The sequence below is a fragment of the uncultured Solobacterium sp. genome, assembly GCF_963550625.1.
Taxonomy (GTDB): domain Bacteria; phylum Bacillota_I; class Bacilli_A; order Erysipelotrichales; family Erysipelotrichaceae; genus Bulleidia.
Map to the genome: position 1 here is coordinate 62,309 of NZ_CAUVCV010000005.1, position 16,642 is coordinate 78,950.

Here is a 16,642-nt window from a genome sequence, read left to right on the forward strand (position 1 = left end):
TTATAAATAGATAAATAAGAGAAGATTTTTTTGACGTACAATCTTTTATTAGAATAAATATTTGCTTTTATTATATTGATATAATAACGAATAGCAAATGGTGAATTAGAAAGTATTTTTATAACAATTTCTTGCGGATATTTTCGTAGATGGTCTCTTCTGCAGATTGTAGTAACTCCTGTGTGGAGGAATCAATTCCTGCAAAGCGGATTGCATCAAAATCTTCACTTAGTTGATTGAGTTGTCTAGTGATTGGTTCTGCTTTTGAAGTTAGAGAATAGTAAGTTTCAAAATCATCTGATGTAACTCTTGTGACAAATTCGTTGAATACAAGCTTCTCCAACAAAGGTAACAATAGGAATTGGTTGATATCTGTAAATAGAGCCATATCTTTCGTGATATTTGAACGGTGGAAACAAGAAAGATAATGAATAATCATGAGTTCGTTAGTACTTAGACCAGTTTCTGTTGCGATACGTTGTAGTAAACGTTCTAGTAGTTTTATGGTGTAGTAGTTATGTAGTATCGCATCTTGTTTATGGTCACTTAGTTTTGCGACTGGTACAATTTCTTCTCCAAGTTTCTTTGTGGAAAAAGAGATGGCAGAGTCATCTGTCGCAAAGCCTACTAAGAAGCTAAGAATTTCTGGGCGCTTGCGAGCGTATTCCTTTTCATCGTAAATAGATTTGTAGAAGTTGTCATAGTATTTGATGACAGATAACTTCATATCAACGATGTTACGAATATCGAAACGGCTTTGCGATACAAGAGAACCTTCTGTTTTTACATAATAATAAATTGGTAACTGTAATGGTGCTACATGTTCTACATGGAGTAGATATTCAAGATTGAAGATAAAATCCTCTGACCAAGAAAGGCTAGTATCCATCTTAAGTTGATAAGTATCAATAATGGATTTCTTATAGAGTTTATTCCAAAGTACCCCATAATAATAGTCGGCTGGATTTTGAATCATATAGTCCGCGAATTCATCTCTTGTAAGTACCTTATCGGAGTCAATTCTACCTTTATGGGATGTGTTTTCTCCTACGACACGATAGAAGTCTGCGATGACTAGATCTGCTTTTGACTCTTCCATTGTACGTACAAGGGATTTAGTGGCGTCGGTTGTAATCCAATCATCCGCATCGAGGAATTGAATATACTTTCCACGTGCATTCTGCATCGCTAGATTACGAGTGTTTGATACACCTGAATTTTCTTTATGGATAACTTTAATACGTTCGTCTGTTATGGCATATTCATCAAGAATCTTGCCAGATTCATCTTTACTTCCATCATCCACAACAATTAATTCAAAATCACGGAATTCTTGATTCAAAATACTATCAATACAGCGATGTAATACAGTTTTATCTCCATCGAGTGGTTTTGCGGCATTATATACAGGGACAATAATACTAACAATTGGTGTGTTCATATAACTCTCCTATTAACGTTACTGTTATAAATAGTATAATAGTAATAGTGTAAAATAAGAAGAGTAGCGATGGCCTTTGAACAAGTTTAGGTCGAATCTCGGATGTTCAAATAGAAACGAGGTAATTGGATATGGAAGTTAGTAAGAGAATCATACTTGTAAGTGGGATGAGTGGTGCTGGTAAGAGTACAGCAACGCGCATTTTAGAGGATATGGGTTATCACATTATTGATAACTATCCTGTTGCACTTGTAGATCAGTTCGTAGATATGATAGAAGTTTCAACTGACCCAAGATATAGCTATATTGCATTAAGTACATCGGCAGAAGACTTCCCAATTTTCTCTCGTAAGTTAAATGGTATTAATGCGTCCGTAAGCGTACTCTTTATCGATGCCAGTGATAGTGTGTTACTCAACCGTTATAAGAGCACAAGACGTATTCACCCATTATTATTAAGTAATACCGCAAATACCCTTGAAGAAGCTATCACAGAAGAAAGACATAGATTCAAACAGAATCTTGATAATAATGTTATTACAATCGATACATCCTTCTCATCTGAAAAGGAGTTTAAGAAAAAGCTAGAATCTTACTTTGCAAAGAAGCAGATACCATCATTCTCCATTTCGTTTATTTCCTTTGGTTATAAGTATGGTGTACCGCTTGATGCAGATTTGATGATTGATGTGCGTTTCTTACCAAACCCATTCTGGGATGAGAAGCTTCGTTATTTCTCGGGAAATGACAAAGAAGTATATGACTATGTTATGGATAAGCCTGAGACACAGGAATTTATTCAGCGTTTATTAGCATTTACAGATTACGCATTTGAACAGTATACAAAAGAAGGTAAGAATCATTTTACTGTAGCGATTGGATGTACAGGTGGACAACACCGTTCTGTTACGATTGCAAACTACTTATATGATGTATATAAGGAAAGATATAACTGCTACTTGGATCATCGTGATCAGAAGGAATGGCTAACGCATGAAGAAGCATAAAGTTGTCATTATCGGTGGTGGACATGGACAGTCATTAATCTGTCGTGGTGTTAAGACCATTTCAAATATTGATTTAAACGCAATTGTTACGGTCGCCGATGATGGCGGTAGTACAGGACGATTGCGTAAGAACTTTCATATTCCTGCGATGGGTGATATTCGAAATGTCATGATCAGTATGGCAGAAAGTGAAAATATGTTAAGTTCCTTAATGGATTATCGCTTTGATGATCCGGATGGAAAAGAAGATGATATTCTAGGACATAATCTAGGAAATCTTATCTTAACAGCATTAACGCAACAGACTGGTTCTTTTATGACAGCCATTCAGGAAGTGAGTCATATCTTAAATGTAAAGGGTAATATTATTCCTGCTAGTACGGATGTAATCACTTTATATGCACGCATGGAAGATGGTGTTATTGTACGTGGGGAAGCGAATATTCCAAATCATAACCACCATATTACACGTGTATTCTATCAAGATGAGGTACATGCATGTAAGGAAGCGGTTGAAGCGATACAAAGTGCAGATTTAGTCATCTATGGAATTGGTTCTGTCTATACAAGTATATTGCCGAATGTTATCATTCCAGAAATCCAAGAAGCGTTATGTAGTACAAAGGCAGAGTTAGTTTACTTCTGTAATGCGATGACACAACCAGGTGAAACAGATGGGTATACAGTAGAGGACCATGTAGACGCATTGTTATATCACCATGCGCCTGTTGATAAAGTGATTGTCGCATGTGATGAGATACCAGAGAAGATACTAGAACGCTACTCCTTAAATGGAAGTACAAAAGTAAATCTTGTAAAGCAAGACCATCCGTATCAGATTGTAACGAAGGAATTACTAAGCTTCCGTAATGGATTTATTCACCATGATCCAGAAAAGATTAAGACTGTGATTCAAGAATTGCTGGAGGTGAAATAATGTCATTTGCGGCAGAGGTAAAACAAGAAGTAGCGCAAAAAATTATGGAAGGCAATGATATACGTGCAGAACTATCCGCATTAATTCAAATGACATCATCGCTTTCTTTATCTAATCGTGGTATGACTTTATTAGTGAGTTTAGAAAATGCGGCAGTTTCACGTACTATCTATCGTTTGGTAAAAGAAAGATACGGCGTAGAAATTAGCTTGTTTGTAAAAAGAAAGATGAATCTTCGTAAGAATCGTATTTATGGTATGCGTATTATGAGTGCTGCCCCAAAAATTCTAGAGGATTTAGGAATTTATAGCACACGTGGTTTACTAGATAAGCCACTTGCGAAAATCGTACAGACAAACAATAATGCGCGTGCCTATTTGGCAGGAGCGTTTATGGCAGGTGGCTCTATCAACTCACCAGAAAAATCATCCTATCACTTGGAGATTACAGCTACCAGTGAAGAACATGCATTATTTATGGCATCCTTGTTAGAGCGATTTAACATTCATGCAAAGATTACAACACGTCGTAAGAAAGTCATTTTATATGTGAAGTCAGCCGAAAAGATTGCGGATTTCTTACGTTTAATAGAAGCAGACCAAGCAGTTTTAAAGTTTGAAAATATTCGTATTTCAAGAGACTTTAGTAACTCTCTGCAACGTATGAATAATATGGACTTAGCCAATGAAGTAAAGGCAGTTGCGGCTGCGAGTGGACAATTGGATGATATTCGAATCTTAGAAGAAAATCAGAAAATAGAAACGTTAGATCGTAAACTACAAGATATCATCGCACTCCGCAAGGCAAACCCAGAGGCTTCCTTAATGGAACTATGTGGTATCTATGAGCGTCAAACTGGGGAGATTGTTTCGAAGTCAGGCATGAAACATCGCTTTGTAAAGCTTCATGAACTAGCGATGAAAGAGGTAAAACAAGATGAATAGAACACAACTACAGACAGCGGTATCCACAATTGTGTTGATGGTTATCGTTGCGCTAATCTTCCGCTACCTATGGTGGCTTATCCTATTATTACTATTACCAATCGTAGGATTTGTGATTTATGGCTTAATTCAAGCTAGAAGATTAAACAAGCAGATGGAAAATGCTACCGTTGAAGAATTAGATATCGATCGTACTTTCTATCAGTCATATTCATCCCCTAAGGAAAATCAAAGTGATATCATTGATGTCGAATATGAGGAACATACAGACGGAGAGTAAGTTTTATGGAGATCGTAACCACTGAAATATTAGAAAATGATTTTACAACCTTACAGGTGATGGATTGGCCTATGGTTCAAGCATATTTACAGCGTTGTAAATATGAAGAATCCAATCACAATATCATCAATATGATTATGTGGTTACAGACATATCCGTTGTTCTACTATAAGAAGGAAGAGTATTTAATATTGTTGGGTATTCATGAGGGATGTTTCTTCATGTATATGCCACTATGCGAAAAGCAGTATATCGCTGAAGCGATTAAAAAGGGTAAGGAAATCTTTGACCATTATGGACATGACTTTACACTCAGCTGTTTTACAAAAGAGATGGTGGATGAAGTCATTAAGTTATATCCAGAATATACAGCCATCCATGAAAGTTGGGCGGATGATTATGTTTATGATGGAGAACGTTTACGTACCTACGCAGGTAAGAAAATGCAAAAAAAGCGCAATCATTTGAATGCGTTCTATAAAGACTTTGAAGGTAGATGGTCATATGAAACTCTCGATGAAACAAATATCGATGATTGTATTGGATATTTGAGAGATTGGAAATCGGAAGATCCAGATGATTTCTTACAAAGTGAGAGAATTGGTACATTCCGTATCTTAGACTTGTATAATGAACTACCTTGTAAGGGTGGTTTGATTCGAATTGATGGCAAGGTGCGTGCCTTTGCGATTGGTTCAATGTTATCAGACCGAATGTGCCAAGAGAATATCGAAAAGGCAGACGGAGATGTTAGAGGCCTTTATCAGTGCATCATGAAAGAAATGTTAAGCCATGAATTCCCTGGTATTGAACTCGTTAATCGTGAAGATGATACAGGTCGTGAAAATCTAAGAGCTGCTAAACTGTCCTATCACCCAGTCAGTATTATTGAGAAGTATCGTATTAAGAAAGGTGTTGAATCATGATTACAAAAGCAACGAAAGAACAAGCTACCGAAGTAAAGAATCTTTGGAAAGTATGTTTTCCACAAGAGGATGAAGGCTATATTGATTACTACTTTAAGAATCTATTTGTGCCAGAGAATTGCTTTGTATATGTAGAAGAGGGGCATGTTGTCTCGGCAATCATTCGCGCTCCTCATGCGATGATGTTTAATGACAAAGTTCTACGTACTAGTATGATTTTAGGTGTAGGAACATTACCTGAATACCGCAAGCGTGGATATATGAAGCGTTTGATGGAAATTGTATTAGATGCATGCGAGCATACTGAATTAATTACTCTTATTCAAGCATATGATCAGAAACTATATGAACCATATGGCTTCCGTAATATCTACAATCGCTCTACCTATCGTCTAACACGTGATGATGTAAAGCGCAGCACAAACTTTGGTTGTTCCTATGAACCAACAGCAATTGATTTACTAAAGGTATACTCTGCATTTATCCGTCGGTTCAATGGTTACTATGCAAGAGATTTAGAATACTTTGTAAAGTATAAGAAAGAAATCAACGCACAAGGTGGTAAGATTGTAGCCTATTACAATGGTAAAGATCAAATCAGAGGATATGCGACAATGTTGCCAAAGGGAGATGTTTTAGAAATTGAAGAGTTAATTTACCTCGATTCCACTGCCCTTATGAAACTATGTAACGCAGCACTATTCGAAAAGGATGTTGTGGAATTACATGTATCAGAAGCAGAAGACTTAACACTCGTATTCCCAGAGACAAAGGTTGAGACATACGGTTCTACAATGGCAAGACTCAATGACGCAAAGCTATTCTCAAAACTTGTGGGTAGAGATATCTCTACGGTTGAACAAGCATTTGCGACAAGTATCAAACCACTTAATCTAAATGAATTTGCATAAGAAGGGTGTATATCCTTCTTTTCTTGTGCTATATAATAAGTAAAAACATACATGAAATGCATATCATTGAGGTGATTGTTATGAGAAGAGATCATGCCAACTTCTTTCATTTTGCAATCTACAGCGTAGTCATCATACTCGTAGTATGTATCATTCCATATTTACTTCCAAGAATCCCAGGAAGACCAGAGTTCTTTAATGAGAGAATCATTAGTTCTACCAATCAAGATGAAATCAAAGAACTCAAAAAAGAGGTATTGAAAGAATATCATTTGCGATTTGATTATGATGATGTGTTAGGTTGTAAAACAGGGGTTCCTCCTTGGGATTGTGGGATAGAGAACCTACAAATTATAAACATCTATGTTCAAAGAAATTATTTTGCACAGAAGCAGTATATTGGGAAATATTTTGAATATATTGTAAATTCATATCGAAATAAGAAGGGATATACCTTTCGATTGTATGTCACGAAGGAAAATTTACCGCATCAATTTACAAATTTACATCCTGTCGATTTTGAAAGAGAAGAGTACACCATAGGTGGGAGAATCGTAACGGTACAGAAGTTATCTGACGAGGGAGATAAAGCACTGAATTTTTATCTGACTAGTGACGATTGGTATGGCTATAAACTTATGGGACTTATCGTTTATGAAAACCAAGAAACAATTGCGGATAGTACATCGGATATTCAAGAGATTCTTGAAAAGTTATTAAAAGACCATTAAAAATAAGTATAAAAAGTCTTTAAATTCACATGGTATCAATTTATTCAAAAAGTTAGAAGAATTTTTAGTGAAATTCATCACGATAGCGCTTACATTCAAATGCTCTTAATTGACCGAAAACATATTAAAACATATAATATAAATGCAACAAAAGGAGGTCTTTGAAAGACAATATGACAGATGTAAGAGTTGCTATTAACGGTTTTGGCCGTATTGGCCGTCTAGCTTTTAGACAAATGTTTGTAGCTGAAGGTTATGAAGTAGTTGCAATCAACGACTTAACAACACCTCACATGCTAGCTTACTTATTAAAGCATGATACAACACACGGTAAGTGGGATCATGAAATCTCTGCAGATGATGAAAAGGGAACAATCACTGTAGATGGTAAGGAAATTACAATTTATAAGGAAGCTGATGCTAGCAACCTACCTTGGGGTCAATTAGACATCGATGTAGTTCTAGAATGCACAGGCTTCTACACAAGCAAAGCTAAGTCTGAAGCACACATCAAGGCTGGTGCTAAGAAGGTTGTTATCTCTGCTCCTGCAGGAAACGACTTACCAACAGTAGTTTACGGTGTAAACGAACATGTTGTTACAGCTGAAGACAAGATTATCTCTGCTGCTTCATGTACAACAAACTGCTTAGCTCCAATGGCTAAGGCATTAAATGATTTATATCCAATCCAATCTGGTATCATGACAACAGTTCATGCTTACACAGGCGATCAGATGATCTTGGATGGACCACAGCGTAAGGGTGACTTACGTCGTTCCCGTGCTGGTGCTTGCAATATCGTTCCTAACTCAACAGGTGCTGCTAAGGCTATTGGTCTTGTAATTCCTGAGTTAAACGGCAAGTTAATCGGTGCTGCTCAGCGTGTTCCTGTTCCTACAGGTTCAACAACACTCTTAATCTCTGTAGTTAAGGGTAAGGATGTAACTGTTGATTCTATCAACGCTGCAATGAAGGCTGCTGCTTCTGAAAGCTTCGGCTACAATGAAGAAGAAATCGTTTCTTCTGACATCGTTGATGAAACACATGGTTCTATCTTCGACGCTACACAGACAATGGTAGCTAAGATTGATGACGACACATACCAGGTACAGACAGTTTCTTGGTATGACAATGAGAACTCATATACTTCTCAGATGGTTCGTACAATCAAGTACTTCGCAAACGTTAAGTAATTAACCTACGCAAACTTAAAACACACTTCTTATGAGGTGTGTTTTTTATTTATTAACAATTACTTTTGGAAAACAATTCTGCCATTAACAATTGTCATAAACACTTCTAATTCACGACAATCTATTGGATCAGTGTGTAATATGTCTCCATCAATTACAGTTAAATCTGCAAGTTTACCAACTGTGATTGAGCCTAAATCTTTTTCGCGATAAAAATCGTAAGCACCACCGGATGTCCAACTTTCTAATACTTCAACAGGTGTTAAACAGTTTTCTTGATTGAAAGGAAGACCACCTTCTGGAAATAGACCAGTAACAGAGTAATAGATAGATTCAGGAATATTATCAATAACAAGTGGTAAATCTGTACCGCAACATAGTGGAACCCCATAATCTTTCATCTTACGACGATTCCAATAGTTTTTTCCGCGTTCCATCCCAATCATCTTTTTGATCATTCCAACTTTATCGTCATAACTAGTAATTGATTGAATTTGTGGATAGTATTCACAAATAATGCCTAGATCTGCCATTCGTTTTAAATCCACTGGATCACTGAACTCAGCTTCGGTTATAGCATGGCGATTAACAAGTTTACCGTTATGATCTTTTTCACATAGGCTAAAAATATCTACGGCTTTAGCTACAGCGCCGTCACCTTGCGCATTTAGTGAAAACCGTGTACCTAGTCTATCTGCTTCTAGTACTTCATCTTGAATTAAATTCCAATCAATATTTAGTTTGCAGTTATAAGTTTGATTCTCATATGGGTACTTTAATAAGCCGTTTCCTTGAGAAATAGAACCATCGGTCATACGGTTAAAACCAGAAAAGCGAATAAACTCAGAGTTAAATTCAGCCATCATTCTTTTTGCATATTCGAAGTCAGCATTTGAACTAACAGGCTGTGACATAAAATGTACACGAAGATTTAACTCGTTTTTAGATTCCAGTTCAGATAAGATATCTTGAAATCCACTAAATTGGTCAAAGCCAATTTCTTTTACGGAAGTAATTCCACGCGAATTCAGCATAGACGTATATTTTTTGAATAATGGTTTAATAAAACTCTTATCTTTTAACACTTCATCTAATAATTTCCAAAACACTTCGTTACAGTCTGCGGTTAAGTCAAATCCGTAATGATTGATTGCTGTTTTATTTATCCAGAAATGATCACCACTTATAGAAAAGATAACAAGACGGCAATTTGGAAATAATTCCTCTAATCTCTCTGGACTTGGAACCGTAAAATTATCAGATATTCCATGGCCGAAAAGAGAATCTTGCATCGTATATTGAGATTTTAGAATTTCAATTACTTCGGTTTCAGTATTTGCTGTTGAAAGATCAATTCCGATATGACGTAGAGACCATCCAGTGAAGAAGGTATGTGCATCAAAAAAACCTGGCAAGATTGTTTTGCCACTTAGGTCATATATAGGATAATTTTCTTGTAATGAAGAAGGGATAGGACCGTTTTCAACAGATTGAATTTTATTATTTTGTATGATTATATAGCCGTTGATGATTCCTTGTTCATCAGAGCAAAAAATATGATCTGATTTTAAGATATATTGCGTAATAGACATTTTTCCTCCTAGGCGAAACCCAAAAAAGCATATGAATATATGCTTGGTGTAGAGGATTTTGTTTCAAGTGTAGATCTTATTTTGAATATAACACAAAAAATTAATAAATTACAAATTATTCAGATTTAAAAGTTTCAAATCCGTATTCTGCTTTGTCACATGGCATATAGGATGTTGTGAATTCAACAATGCTTCCACTAGAGTCATGCCCAATATATTGAAGATTGTAAATATAACTATCAGAGGTTATACCCATAATTTTAGTAATTGGGTGAAATGCTTTTTGAATTGTAAGTTTTTGTTCAAATGAAATTGGAAAGTGCTCTTTCTGTTTCATGTAATCATAAAGCGAGGCCTTTGAGAAATCATGACCTTGGATATCACTAAAATATTTGAATGGGAGATAGCAGTATTCAAGAGCAATACTTTCACTATCAATCTTACGCAAACGGTGTAAAGCATATATTTTCTCGCCATGTTTTAAATTAAGCTTCTTCTCAATGTATGTTTGATCCTGAATAATACCTTCTTCTAAGATGTAATTTTTGAGAGTTAGACCATGTTTATTAATAAATGCACCAAGGCCAATACTCTTACCTGTAGAATGATCGTTCAAATACAAAATTTTATTTGTGATTTTCTTTGTCACAAAAGTGCCATTATTTTTAACTCGGAATAAATAACCCTCATCAATTAAAGTATTGATTGCATGTTTAACCGTCATACGATTTATGTGATAGAGTGCAGACATTTCTCGTTCACTAGGAATCTTTTCTCCAGGTAAATATTCACCATCTTTAATACGCTGGATAATTAAGTTTTTTAACTGAATATATAAAGGAATTTGGTAGTTCATAATTATCACCTAAATTAACTCGAATGAGAAGCGATCATACTTCATATAACTTTCAGTAAAAGCAAGAACATGGTTATGCTTGTCGAATATACATCCAGAAAGCAAGGCTACATTTGCGGTGTTAGAAAGTTCTAAAGAATCTCGATAACTGTTTTCCGCTTCAATGACACGGATACGCTGTGTTGTTCTATAGAATTCAAATTGAAATTTATCTATCAAAATGTCATTTAAATTTTCAATATCTTCTTTATAATTCACGAGTTCAGGGGCAAGATTCACAGGGATAAAACAATAGTCCATACATACCGGTTCATGGTCTGCGATTAATAATCGCTTTATTTCAAAAAACTTTGTTCCAAGTGGCAAATTTGTTTCACGGCATAAATATTTATCGGCTTCGATTTCAACAAATTTAAATAGCTTTGTCTCATATGTTGAAACGTTATCTTTTATAATTTCTGACATTAAACGAATAGAATTTACATTTTTTGAAATTCGTTGTTTTGCTACAAAATACCCAACTTTAGGTACAACATCAACAATTCCCATTTCTTCTAGAATTTTCATAGCCGAACGAAGGGTTAAACGCTGAATTGAAAAAAGATCACATAATTCGCGCTCGCTTGGGAGCTTGTCCTGATATTTTAAATGTTGATCAGCAATATATTGTCTTATTTCATTGCTTATCATAATATCCAATGTCATAACTTTCATGCACTTATTTTAACAACTTTGTATATATTTAATCAAATACAATAATGTAAGGGGTTGCAAACCTATTATCAACTGGTATAATAAAATTAAATAGTGGTATATATGTAAACCAAATGTAGAGGAAATAGGGTTTCAAAGTGTAGATATACCACAAGAAAAAGGAGGACACATAATATGTCTAATCAGAACACCCAAGATTTAAAACGCAAACTTGGATTAGGTGCAGTTATTGCACTTGGTGTTGGAACAACAGTAGGATCTGGTATTTTCTCATCTTTATCAGAAGTTGCTGGCGCTGCCGGAAGTAGTTTGACGCTAGTATTGGCATTCTTGATAGGTGGATTGCTACAGATTCCAGCAAACTTTTGTTATGCAGAACTCGCATCAGCATTTCCTGAAGATGGTGGACAATACGTCTATTTCCGTGAAGCTGGTTCTCGTCCGTTAGCTTTCCTATGCGGATGGATTAGTTTCTGGGCAACTGACCCTCCATCAATCTCAATTATGGCTTTAGCAATTGCAAACTATCTAGGATTCTTCTTGCCAGTTCATGGTTTAATTCTAAAATTAGTTGCAGTTGCATTAGTAATTGTATTCATGATTATCCATATTCGTAGTGTTGAAGGCGGAGGAAAATTTCAGACAATCATTACTGCATTAAAGATTCTTCCTTTTGCATTAATTATTGGAATTGGATTATTCAATATTAACTCTAATTTATTCTTATCAAGTAAACCATTAGAAGGTGCCGCAACAGGGTTTGCTGCATTATTAGCAGGTATATCTGCAACAACATGGTCATATGATGGTATGGGTGCAGCTTGTTATATGTCTGGTGAGATTAAGGATCCTGGCAAGAACCTACCTAAAGGTTTAATTTTAACAGCAGTAATCGTATTAGCATTATATGTTAGCTTAACTGTTGTTTCTTCTGGTCTATTATCAGTTGAAGAACTAGCAGCTTCTGAAGCACCTATCGCTTTATTAGCATCTAAGATTCCGTTAATTGGTAGTGCAGCTGGCGTAGTTGTAGCTATTATGGCTATTATCGTTGTTGTCGGATCACTATCAAGTTGTGTTATGTTCCAACCAAGAATCGAATACGCAATGGCAAAAGATGGTTTATTTTTTAAACATTTTGCACAAGTGCATCCGAAGTATGAAACACCAGCATTCTCAATTGTAGTGCAATGTATTGTAGCTATTATCCTAATTTTTGCGACGAACTTGTCTGATTTATTGGGCTACTTTACATTAGTGGCATTGTTAAAGAACTTCTTAACATTTGGAACAATCTTTGTTTTACGCAAGAAGGAGCATTACAAACCAGTGTATCGTATGCCGGGTGGACTATTAATGCCTCTTATCGCGATGTTTATGACAGGAACTCTTATTTGGTCAACATTTATTTGGGCTCCAATTCCTGGTTTAATCTGTGCAGGATTAGCAGTTGGAACAGGACTACCAGTTTACTATTTCTGGGAAAATCAAAATAAGCAAAGAAAAAATGAGGCAGCTGTATGAAACTAGCAGCAATTGGTAGTAATTGCGTCGACTATTATCAAAATATGAATGGGGGTACCGCCTTTCCGGGTGGTGGCCCCGTTAATATGGCTGTTTATACAGTACGATTGGGAGGGGAATCTTCATATATTGGTCCAGTTGGAAATGATGAATTTGGACATATAATGTATAACGCAATTCAAAATAAAGGTGTTGATGTCAGTCACTTACAATTTAAAGAGGGAAAGACAGCGGTTACTCAGGTCGAACTTCTTAATGGTGAAAGAGTCTTTGGTGACTATGACGAAGGGGTTCTAGCAGATTATAAATTGAGTGAAGATGATATTTCGTTTATTTGCTCGCATGATATCGTAATCTGCGATCTGTGGGGAAAAGTTGAAAGATACTTTGAAGAACTACATGGAAGAGGAATCAAAACGGCTTTTGATTGTGCGACAAGACCAGATGATGAAGCGTGTAAGGTTGCCATTCCATACAGTGATTATGTATTTTTTTCTAATGATGAAAGCTCAATAGAATTACTAAAAGAACAGATGGAGGAAATCTATAGCAGAGGGCCAAAACTGGTCGTTGCAATGCGTGGAGAAAAAGGCAGTATCTGCTATGATGGAACCGACTATCATGAAATGGGAATTGTTTATTGCGATAGTGTGGTAGATACAATGGGTGCTGGAGATAGTTATATTGCAGGATTTCTAAATGCAATCATACAAGGTAAATCAATTATTGATAGTATGCATGCAGGGGCTATGAATGCCACTGAAACAATAAAATATTTTGGAGCTTGGTAATGGCAGTTATCAGAATGACATTCTTCTCTACTGCTTTAAGGATGACAACAAACTGTAATATATTAATACCCGATAATTCAAATGATGTAACACCAATATGTAATGGTCAGTATAAAACCTTATATCTATTACATGGTTTATCCGGTAATGCAGAGGAATGGATTCGGTTTACAAAACTGGAATATTATGCAAAGAAATTTGGCTATATCATTGTTATGCCTGAAGTAGGAAGAAGTTTTTATACAAATATAGATGGGATTAATTATGCAAAATATATTGCGGAAGAACTTCCTAATTATTTAAGTCAGTGGTTTAAAATTCCAACACAAAAAGAGTGTACTTATATTGCTGGTGAAAGTATGGGTGGATATGGAGCATTGAAAATTGGATTTAGTTATCCAAAACAATACCAATCGATAGCGGCATTATCACCAGTAATACATTTAGAAGAACTACGTTGTATGGTTGAGAACAAAGTGTTCGAAGAAATGGGTGTTGATGAGATTGATAGAATCATTTCTCAAAATGATTACTTTGATATCTATAAATATCTTGATAACAAACCAAGTAAAGATTACCCTTCTGTTATTCAATTGTGTGGGACAGATGATTTCTTGGTTGATAGCAATCAAAAGTTCTATCACTATGCAAAGAATAAGATAGATATTACTTATCGAGAGTTAAGTGGTGATCATGAGTGGCCTGTATGGGATATTGCAATACAGAAAGCTATACAATATTTTGAAAAATATGACATTGATCATTTTCGGCTATATTGAGAAACGGAGAGATTAGATATGATAACAACAGAATTATGGAAAGAAAACGAAGGTGCTAATCTCCGTAACTTTCATGAAGAACAAGATTTAAAAAGTGTAAATGGTGCATTAGCTTTACGCAAAGATATTGAAAAGATTATTGATAAAATTTGGGATGAAGGATTTGATAATATTTTCTATATTGGTATTGGAGGGACATATGCGTCCGCAATGCAAGTTGAAGTATATATGCGCGGAAGAAGTAAATTGCCAGTATTTGTAGAAAATGCAGCAGAGTTTTTAACAACAGGGAATAAAAGATTTACAAATAAGTCTATAGCGATTCTATCTTCCGTATCTGGCAATACTTTAGAGATGATCGAACTAGTGGATAAGGTACATGAAATTGGTGGAAAGGTATTTAGTTTTATCGATACACCAAATACAATTCTTGCACAACCGGATAAACAAGATTATCTAATTTTGTATCCAAAAAATGAACAACTAAAATTCTACATGACCGCAAATTACTTCATGTATAAAAACGGGGAATTTGCAGAATATGATGACTACAACCAAAATATGGAAAACTATTTAGCAGAAGCATTGGTCAATGTAGAAAAGCAAGCAGATACATGGGCGTACCAGTATGCTATGCAGAAAGTTGAATTTTTAGATAAACATCCAGATTTACCTCACTATTTTATAGGTGCAGGTAACCAATATGGTGCAACATATTCATATGCTATGTGCTATTGGGAGGAACAAATGTGGATACGAACAAAATCTATAAGTTCTCCTGAATTTTTCCATGGTATGCAAGAAATAATAGTAAAAGATACACCAATTACCTTATTTATCGGTGAAGATGAACAAAGACCGTTATCCGAAAGGGTTGCACGATTCCTTCCACAAGTAAATTCAAATTACGTTATTATTGATACAAAAGAATTTGAATTAAGCGGAATCAAAAAAGAATATCGTGGCAGCATATCCCATCTGGTTATGCATGCAGTAAATAATCGCGTTGATGCGTATATGGAAAAATTCCTAAGACATCCATTGAGTATAAGAAGATATTATCGCCAGTTCGATTATTAATATAATTTTTGAGATTAACAATAAATATTATCGGTTTAGCCGATAATATTTATGTTTCATATCATATTTTTAATATACAGAGAAATATCAGCCTTCATAAAGAAAGATAGGAGAGAATTTTATGAAATTTGGGTTATTTACGTGCGGATATCAAAGATTTGATATTGAAAAAGCATTTCAAGATGCGCAAAGATTTGGATATGACTATGTTGAATTATGGGGTGCAAGACCACATGCATATCCTTATGATCTTGAAATATGTGCAAATAGAATCAATGAATTAATAAAAAAATACAACATGCCTGTAACTGTATATACACCAGAATTAAACGCGTATCCATTTAATTTGATGTGGGAAAATGAAAGCATGCGTGATAATTCTTTAGAATATGTTTATAAATCTTTGGATTTCGCAAAAGCCATTGGTGCAGAATATACTTTAATTTCGGCTGGACATGCTGGTTTTGAAGCTACTGAAGAAATAATAAAAGAACGTTTATATGATAGTTTGGAAAAGATAATAGCGTATGCAGAAAAAGTTGGCATAAAAATTGTGTATGAACCATTAACAATTTATGAATCTAATGTAACAACTACGTCTAACCAACTACTGGAATTATGTAATCACTTTAATTCTCCTTATTTCTTTGCAATGAATGATATTGTTGTACCGTATATACAAGGAGAAAATATCATTGAATTTAATAAGAAATTAGGTAGTAAATTAGTACATATGCATGTAGTTGATAGTGACGGGCAATCTGAAGATCATTACTGTCCAGGTTATGGTAATTTGCCGTTAACGAATTTCATGCAAGAACTCATAGATAGTGGGTATGATGAAACGGTTACAATTGAATTGGTAACAAAATATCTAAATGAACCTAGTATTTACGCAAAACTAGCAATTAATAATTTAAAAGAAGGGCTGTAAAT

Annotated in this window: 17 protein-coding genes; 13 read left to right on the plus strand and 4 right to left on the minus strand. The window is 35.2% G+C overall.

Annotation, left to right across the window (positions count from 1 at the left end; genetic code table 11):
• Nucleotides 1-118: 118 nt before the first annotated feature.
• Entirely contained in the window at nt 119-1,441 is a 1,323-nt protein-coding gene (locus RYK16_RS04390; protein WP_314851031.1) for a glycosyltransferase family 2 protein, read from the minus strand.
• Nucleotides 1,442-1,572: 131 nt separating this feature from the next.
• Between RYK16_RS04390 and rapZ the strand changes: the two genes are divergently transcribed.
• The 8 genes from rapZ (at nt 1,573) to gap (ending at nt 8,370) form a co-directional block, all read left to right on the plus strand.
• Nucleotides 1,573-2,448 carry an RNase adapter RapZ gene (rapZ, locus tag RYK16_RS04395; protein ID WP_314851033.1) on the plus strand — a complete coding sequence of 292 codons (876 nt, stop codon included), beginning with the start codon at nt 1,573-1,575 and terminating at the stop codon, nt 2,446-2,448.
• Nucleotides 2,435-3,385, plus strand: coding sequence for a uridine diphosphate-N-acetylglucosamine-binding protein YvcK (yvcK, locus tag RYK16_RS04400; RefSeq protein ID WP_314851034.1), 951 nt, complete (start codon nt 2,435-2,437; stop codon nt 3,383-3,385). Before rapZ ends, yvcK begins: the two co-directional genes overlap by 14 nt.
• The gene (gene whiA, locus RYK16_RS04405) at nt 3,385-4,329 is read left to right on the plus strand and encodes a DNA-binding protein WhiA (RefSeq protein WP_314851036.1); all 945 of its coding nucleotides are present in this window, start codon (nt 3,385-3,387) and stop codon (nt 4,327-4,329) included. The genes yvcK and whiA overlap by 1 nt, the downstream gene beginning before the upstream one ends.
• Nucleotides 4,322-4,609 carry a hypothetical protein gene (locus RYK16_RS04410; RefSeq protein WP_314851037.1) on the plus strand — a complete coding sequence of 96 codons (288 nt, stop codon included), beginning with the start codon at nt 4,322-4,324 and terminating at the stop codon, nt 4,607-4,609. Before whiA ends, RYK16_RS04410 begins: the two co-directional genes overlap by 8 nt.
• Before the next feature lie 5 nt (nt 4,610-4,614).
• Nucleotides 4,615-5,535: a phosphatidylglycerol lysyltransferase domain-containing protein gene (locus tag RYK16_RS04415; protein WP_314851039.1), complete on the plus strand. Its 921-nt coding sequence runs from the start codon at nt 4,615-4,617 to the stop codon at nt 5,533-5,535.
• Nucleotides 5,532-6,446 carry a GNAT family N-acetyltransferase gene (locus tag RYK16_RS04420; protein WP_314851041.1) on the plus strand — a complete coding sequence of 305 codons (915 nt, stop codon included), beginning with the start codon at nt 5,532-5,534 and terminating at the stop codon, nt 6,444-6,446. The genes RYK16_RS04415 and RYK16_RS04420 overlap by 4 nt, the downstream gene beginning before the upstream one ends.
• Before the next feature lie 80 nt (nt 6,447-6,526).
• The gene (locus RYK16_RS04425; RefSeq protein WP_314851042.1) at nt 6,527-7,177 is read left to right on the plus strand and encodes a hypothetical protein; all 651 of its coding nucleotides are present in this window, start codon (nt 6,527-6,529) and stop codon (nt 7,175-7,177) included.
• Nucleotides 7,178-7,350: 173 nt separating this feature from the next.
• Nucleotides 7,351-8,370 carry a type I glyceraldehyde-3-phosphate dehydrogenase gene (gene gap / locus RYK16_RS04430; RefSeq protein WP_294206513.1) on the plus strand — a complete coding sequence of 340 codons (1,020 nt, stop codon included), beginning with the start codon at nt 7,351-7,353 and terminating at the stop codon, nt 8,368-8,370.
• Between the two features lie 59 nt (nt 8,371-8,429).
• On the opposite strand, the gene RYK16_RS04435 is transcribed toward gap, so the two are convergent.
• The 3 genes from RYK16_RS04435 to RYK16_RS04445 all read right to left on the minus strand — a co-directional run bounded on the left by RYK16_RS04435 (nt 8,430) and on the right by RYK16_RS04445 (nt 11,532).
• Entirely contained in the window at nt 8,430-9,962 is a 1,533-nt protein-coding gene (locus RYK16_RS04435) for an amidohydrolase family protein (RefSeq protein ID WP_314851044.1), read from the minus strand.
• A 115-nt stretch (nt 9,963-10,077) separates the two neighbouring features.
• The gene (locus RYK16_RS04440; protein ID WP_314851045.1) at nt 10,078-10,818 is read right to left on the minus strand and encodes a GntR family transcriptional regulator; all 741 of its coding nucleotides are present in this window, start codon (nt 10,816-10,818) and stop codon (nt 10,078-10,080) included.
• A gap of 9 nt (nt 10,819-10,827) precedes the next feature.
• Nucleotides 10,828-11,532: a GntR family transcriptional regulator gene (locus RYK16_RS04445; protein ID WP_314851047.1), complete on the minus strand. Its 705-nt coding sequence runs from the start codon at nt 11,530-11,532 to the stop codon at nt 10,828-10,830.
• Nucleotides 11,533-11,706: 174 nt separating this feature from the next.
• On the opposite strand from RYK16_RS04445, the gene RYK16_RS04450 reads away from it, so the two are divergent.
• The 5 genes from RYK16_RS04450 (at nt 11,707) to frlC (ending at nt 16,640) form a co-directional block, all read left to right on the plus strand.
• Nucleotides 11,707-13,056: an amino acid permease gene (locus RYK16_RS04450; RefSeq protein WP_314851048.1), complete on the plus strand. Its 1,350-nt coding sequence runs from the start codon at nt 11,707-11,709 to the stop codon at nt 13,054-13,056.
• A complete protein-coding gene (frlD, locus tag RYK16_RS04455; protein WP_314851049.1) occupies nt 13,053-13,847 on the plus strand; it encodes a fructoselysine 6-kinase in 795 nt (264 codons plus the stop codon). Before RYK16_RS04450 ends, frlD begins: the two co-directional genes overlap by 4 nt.
• The gene (locus RYK16_RS04460; RefSeq protein ID WP_314851050.1) at nt 13,847-14,626 is read left to right on the plus strand and encodes an alpha/beta hydrolase-fold protein; all 780 of its coding nucleotides are present in this window, start codon (nt 13,847-13,849) and stop codon (nt 14,624-14,626) included. The genes frlD and RYK16_RS04460 overlap by 1 nt, the downstream gene beginning before the upstream one ends.
• 18 nt (nt 14,627-14,644) lie before the next feature.
• On the plus strand, nt 14,645-15,706 hold the full coding sequence (locus RYK16_RS04465; RefSeq protein WP_314851052.1) for an SIS domain-containing protein: 1,062 nt from the start codon (nt 14,645-14,647) through the stop codon (nt 15,704-15,706).
• A 121-nt stretch (nt 15,707-15,827) separates the two neighbouring features.
• Entirely contained in the window at nt 15,828-16,640 is an 813-nt protein-coding gene (gene frlC / locus RYK16_RS04470) for a fructoselysine 3-epimerase (RefSeq protein WP_314851054.1), read from the plus strand.
• Nucleotides 16,641-16,642 lie beyond the last annotated feature (2 nt).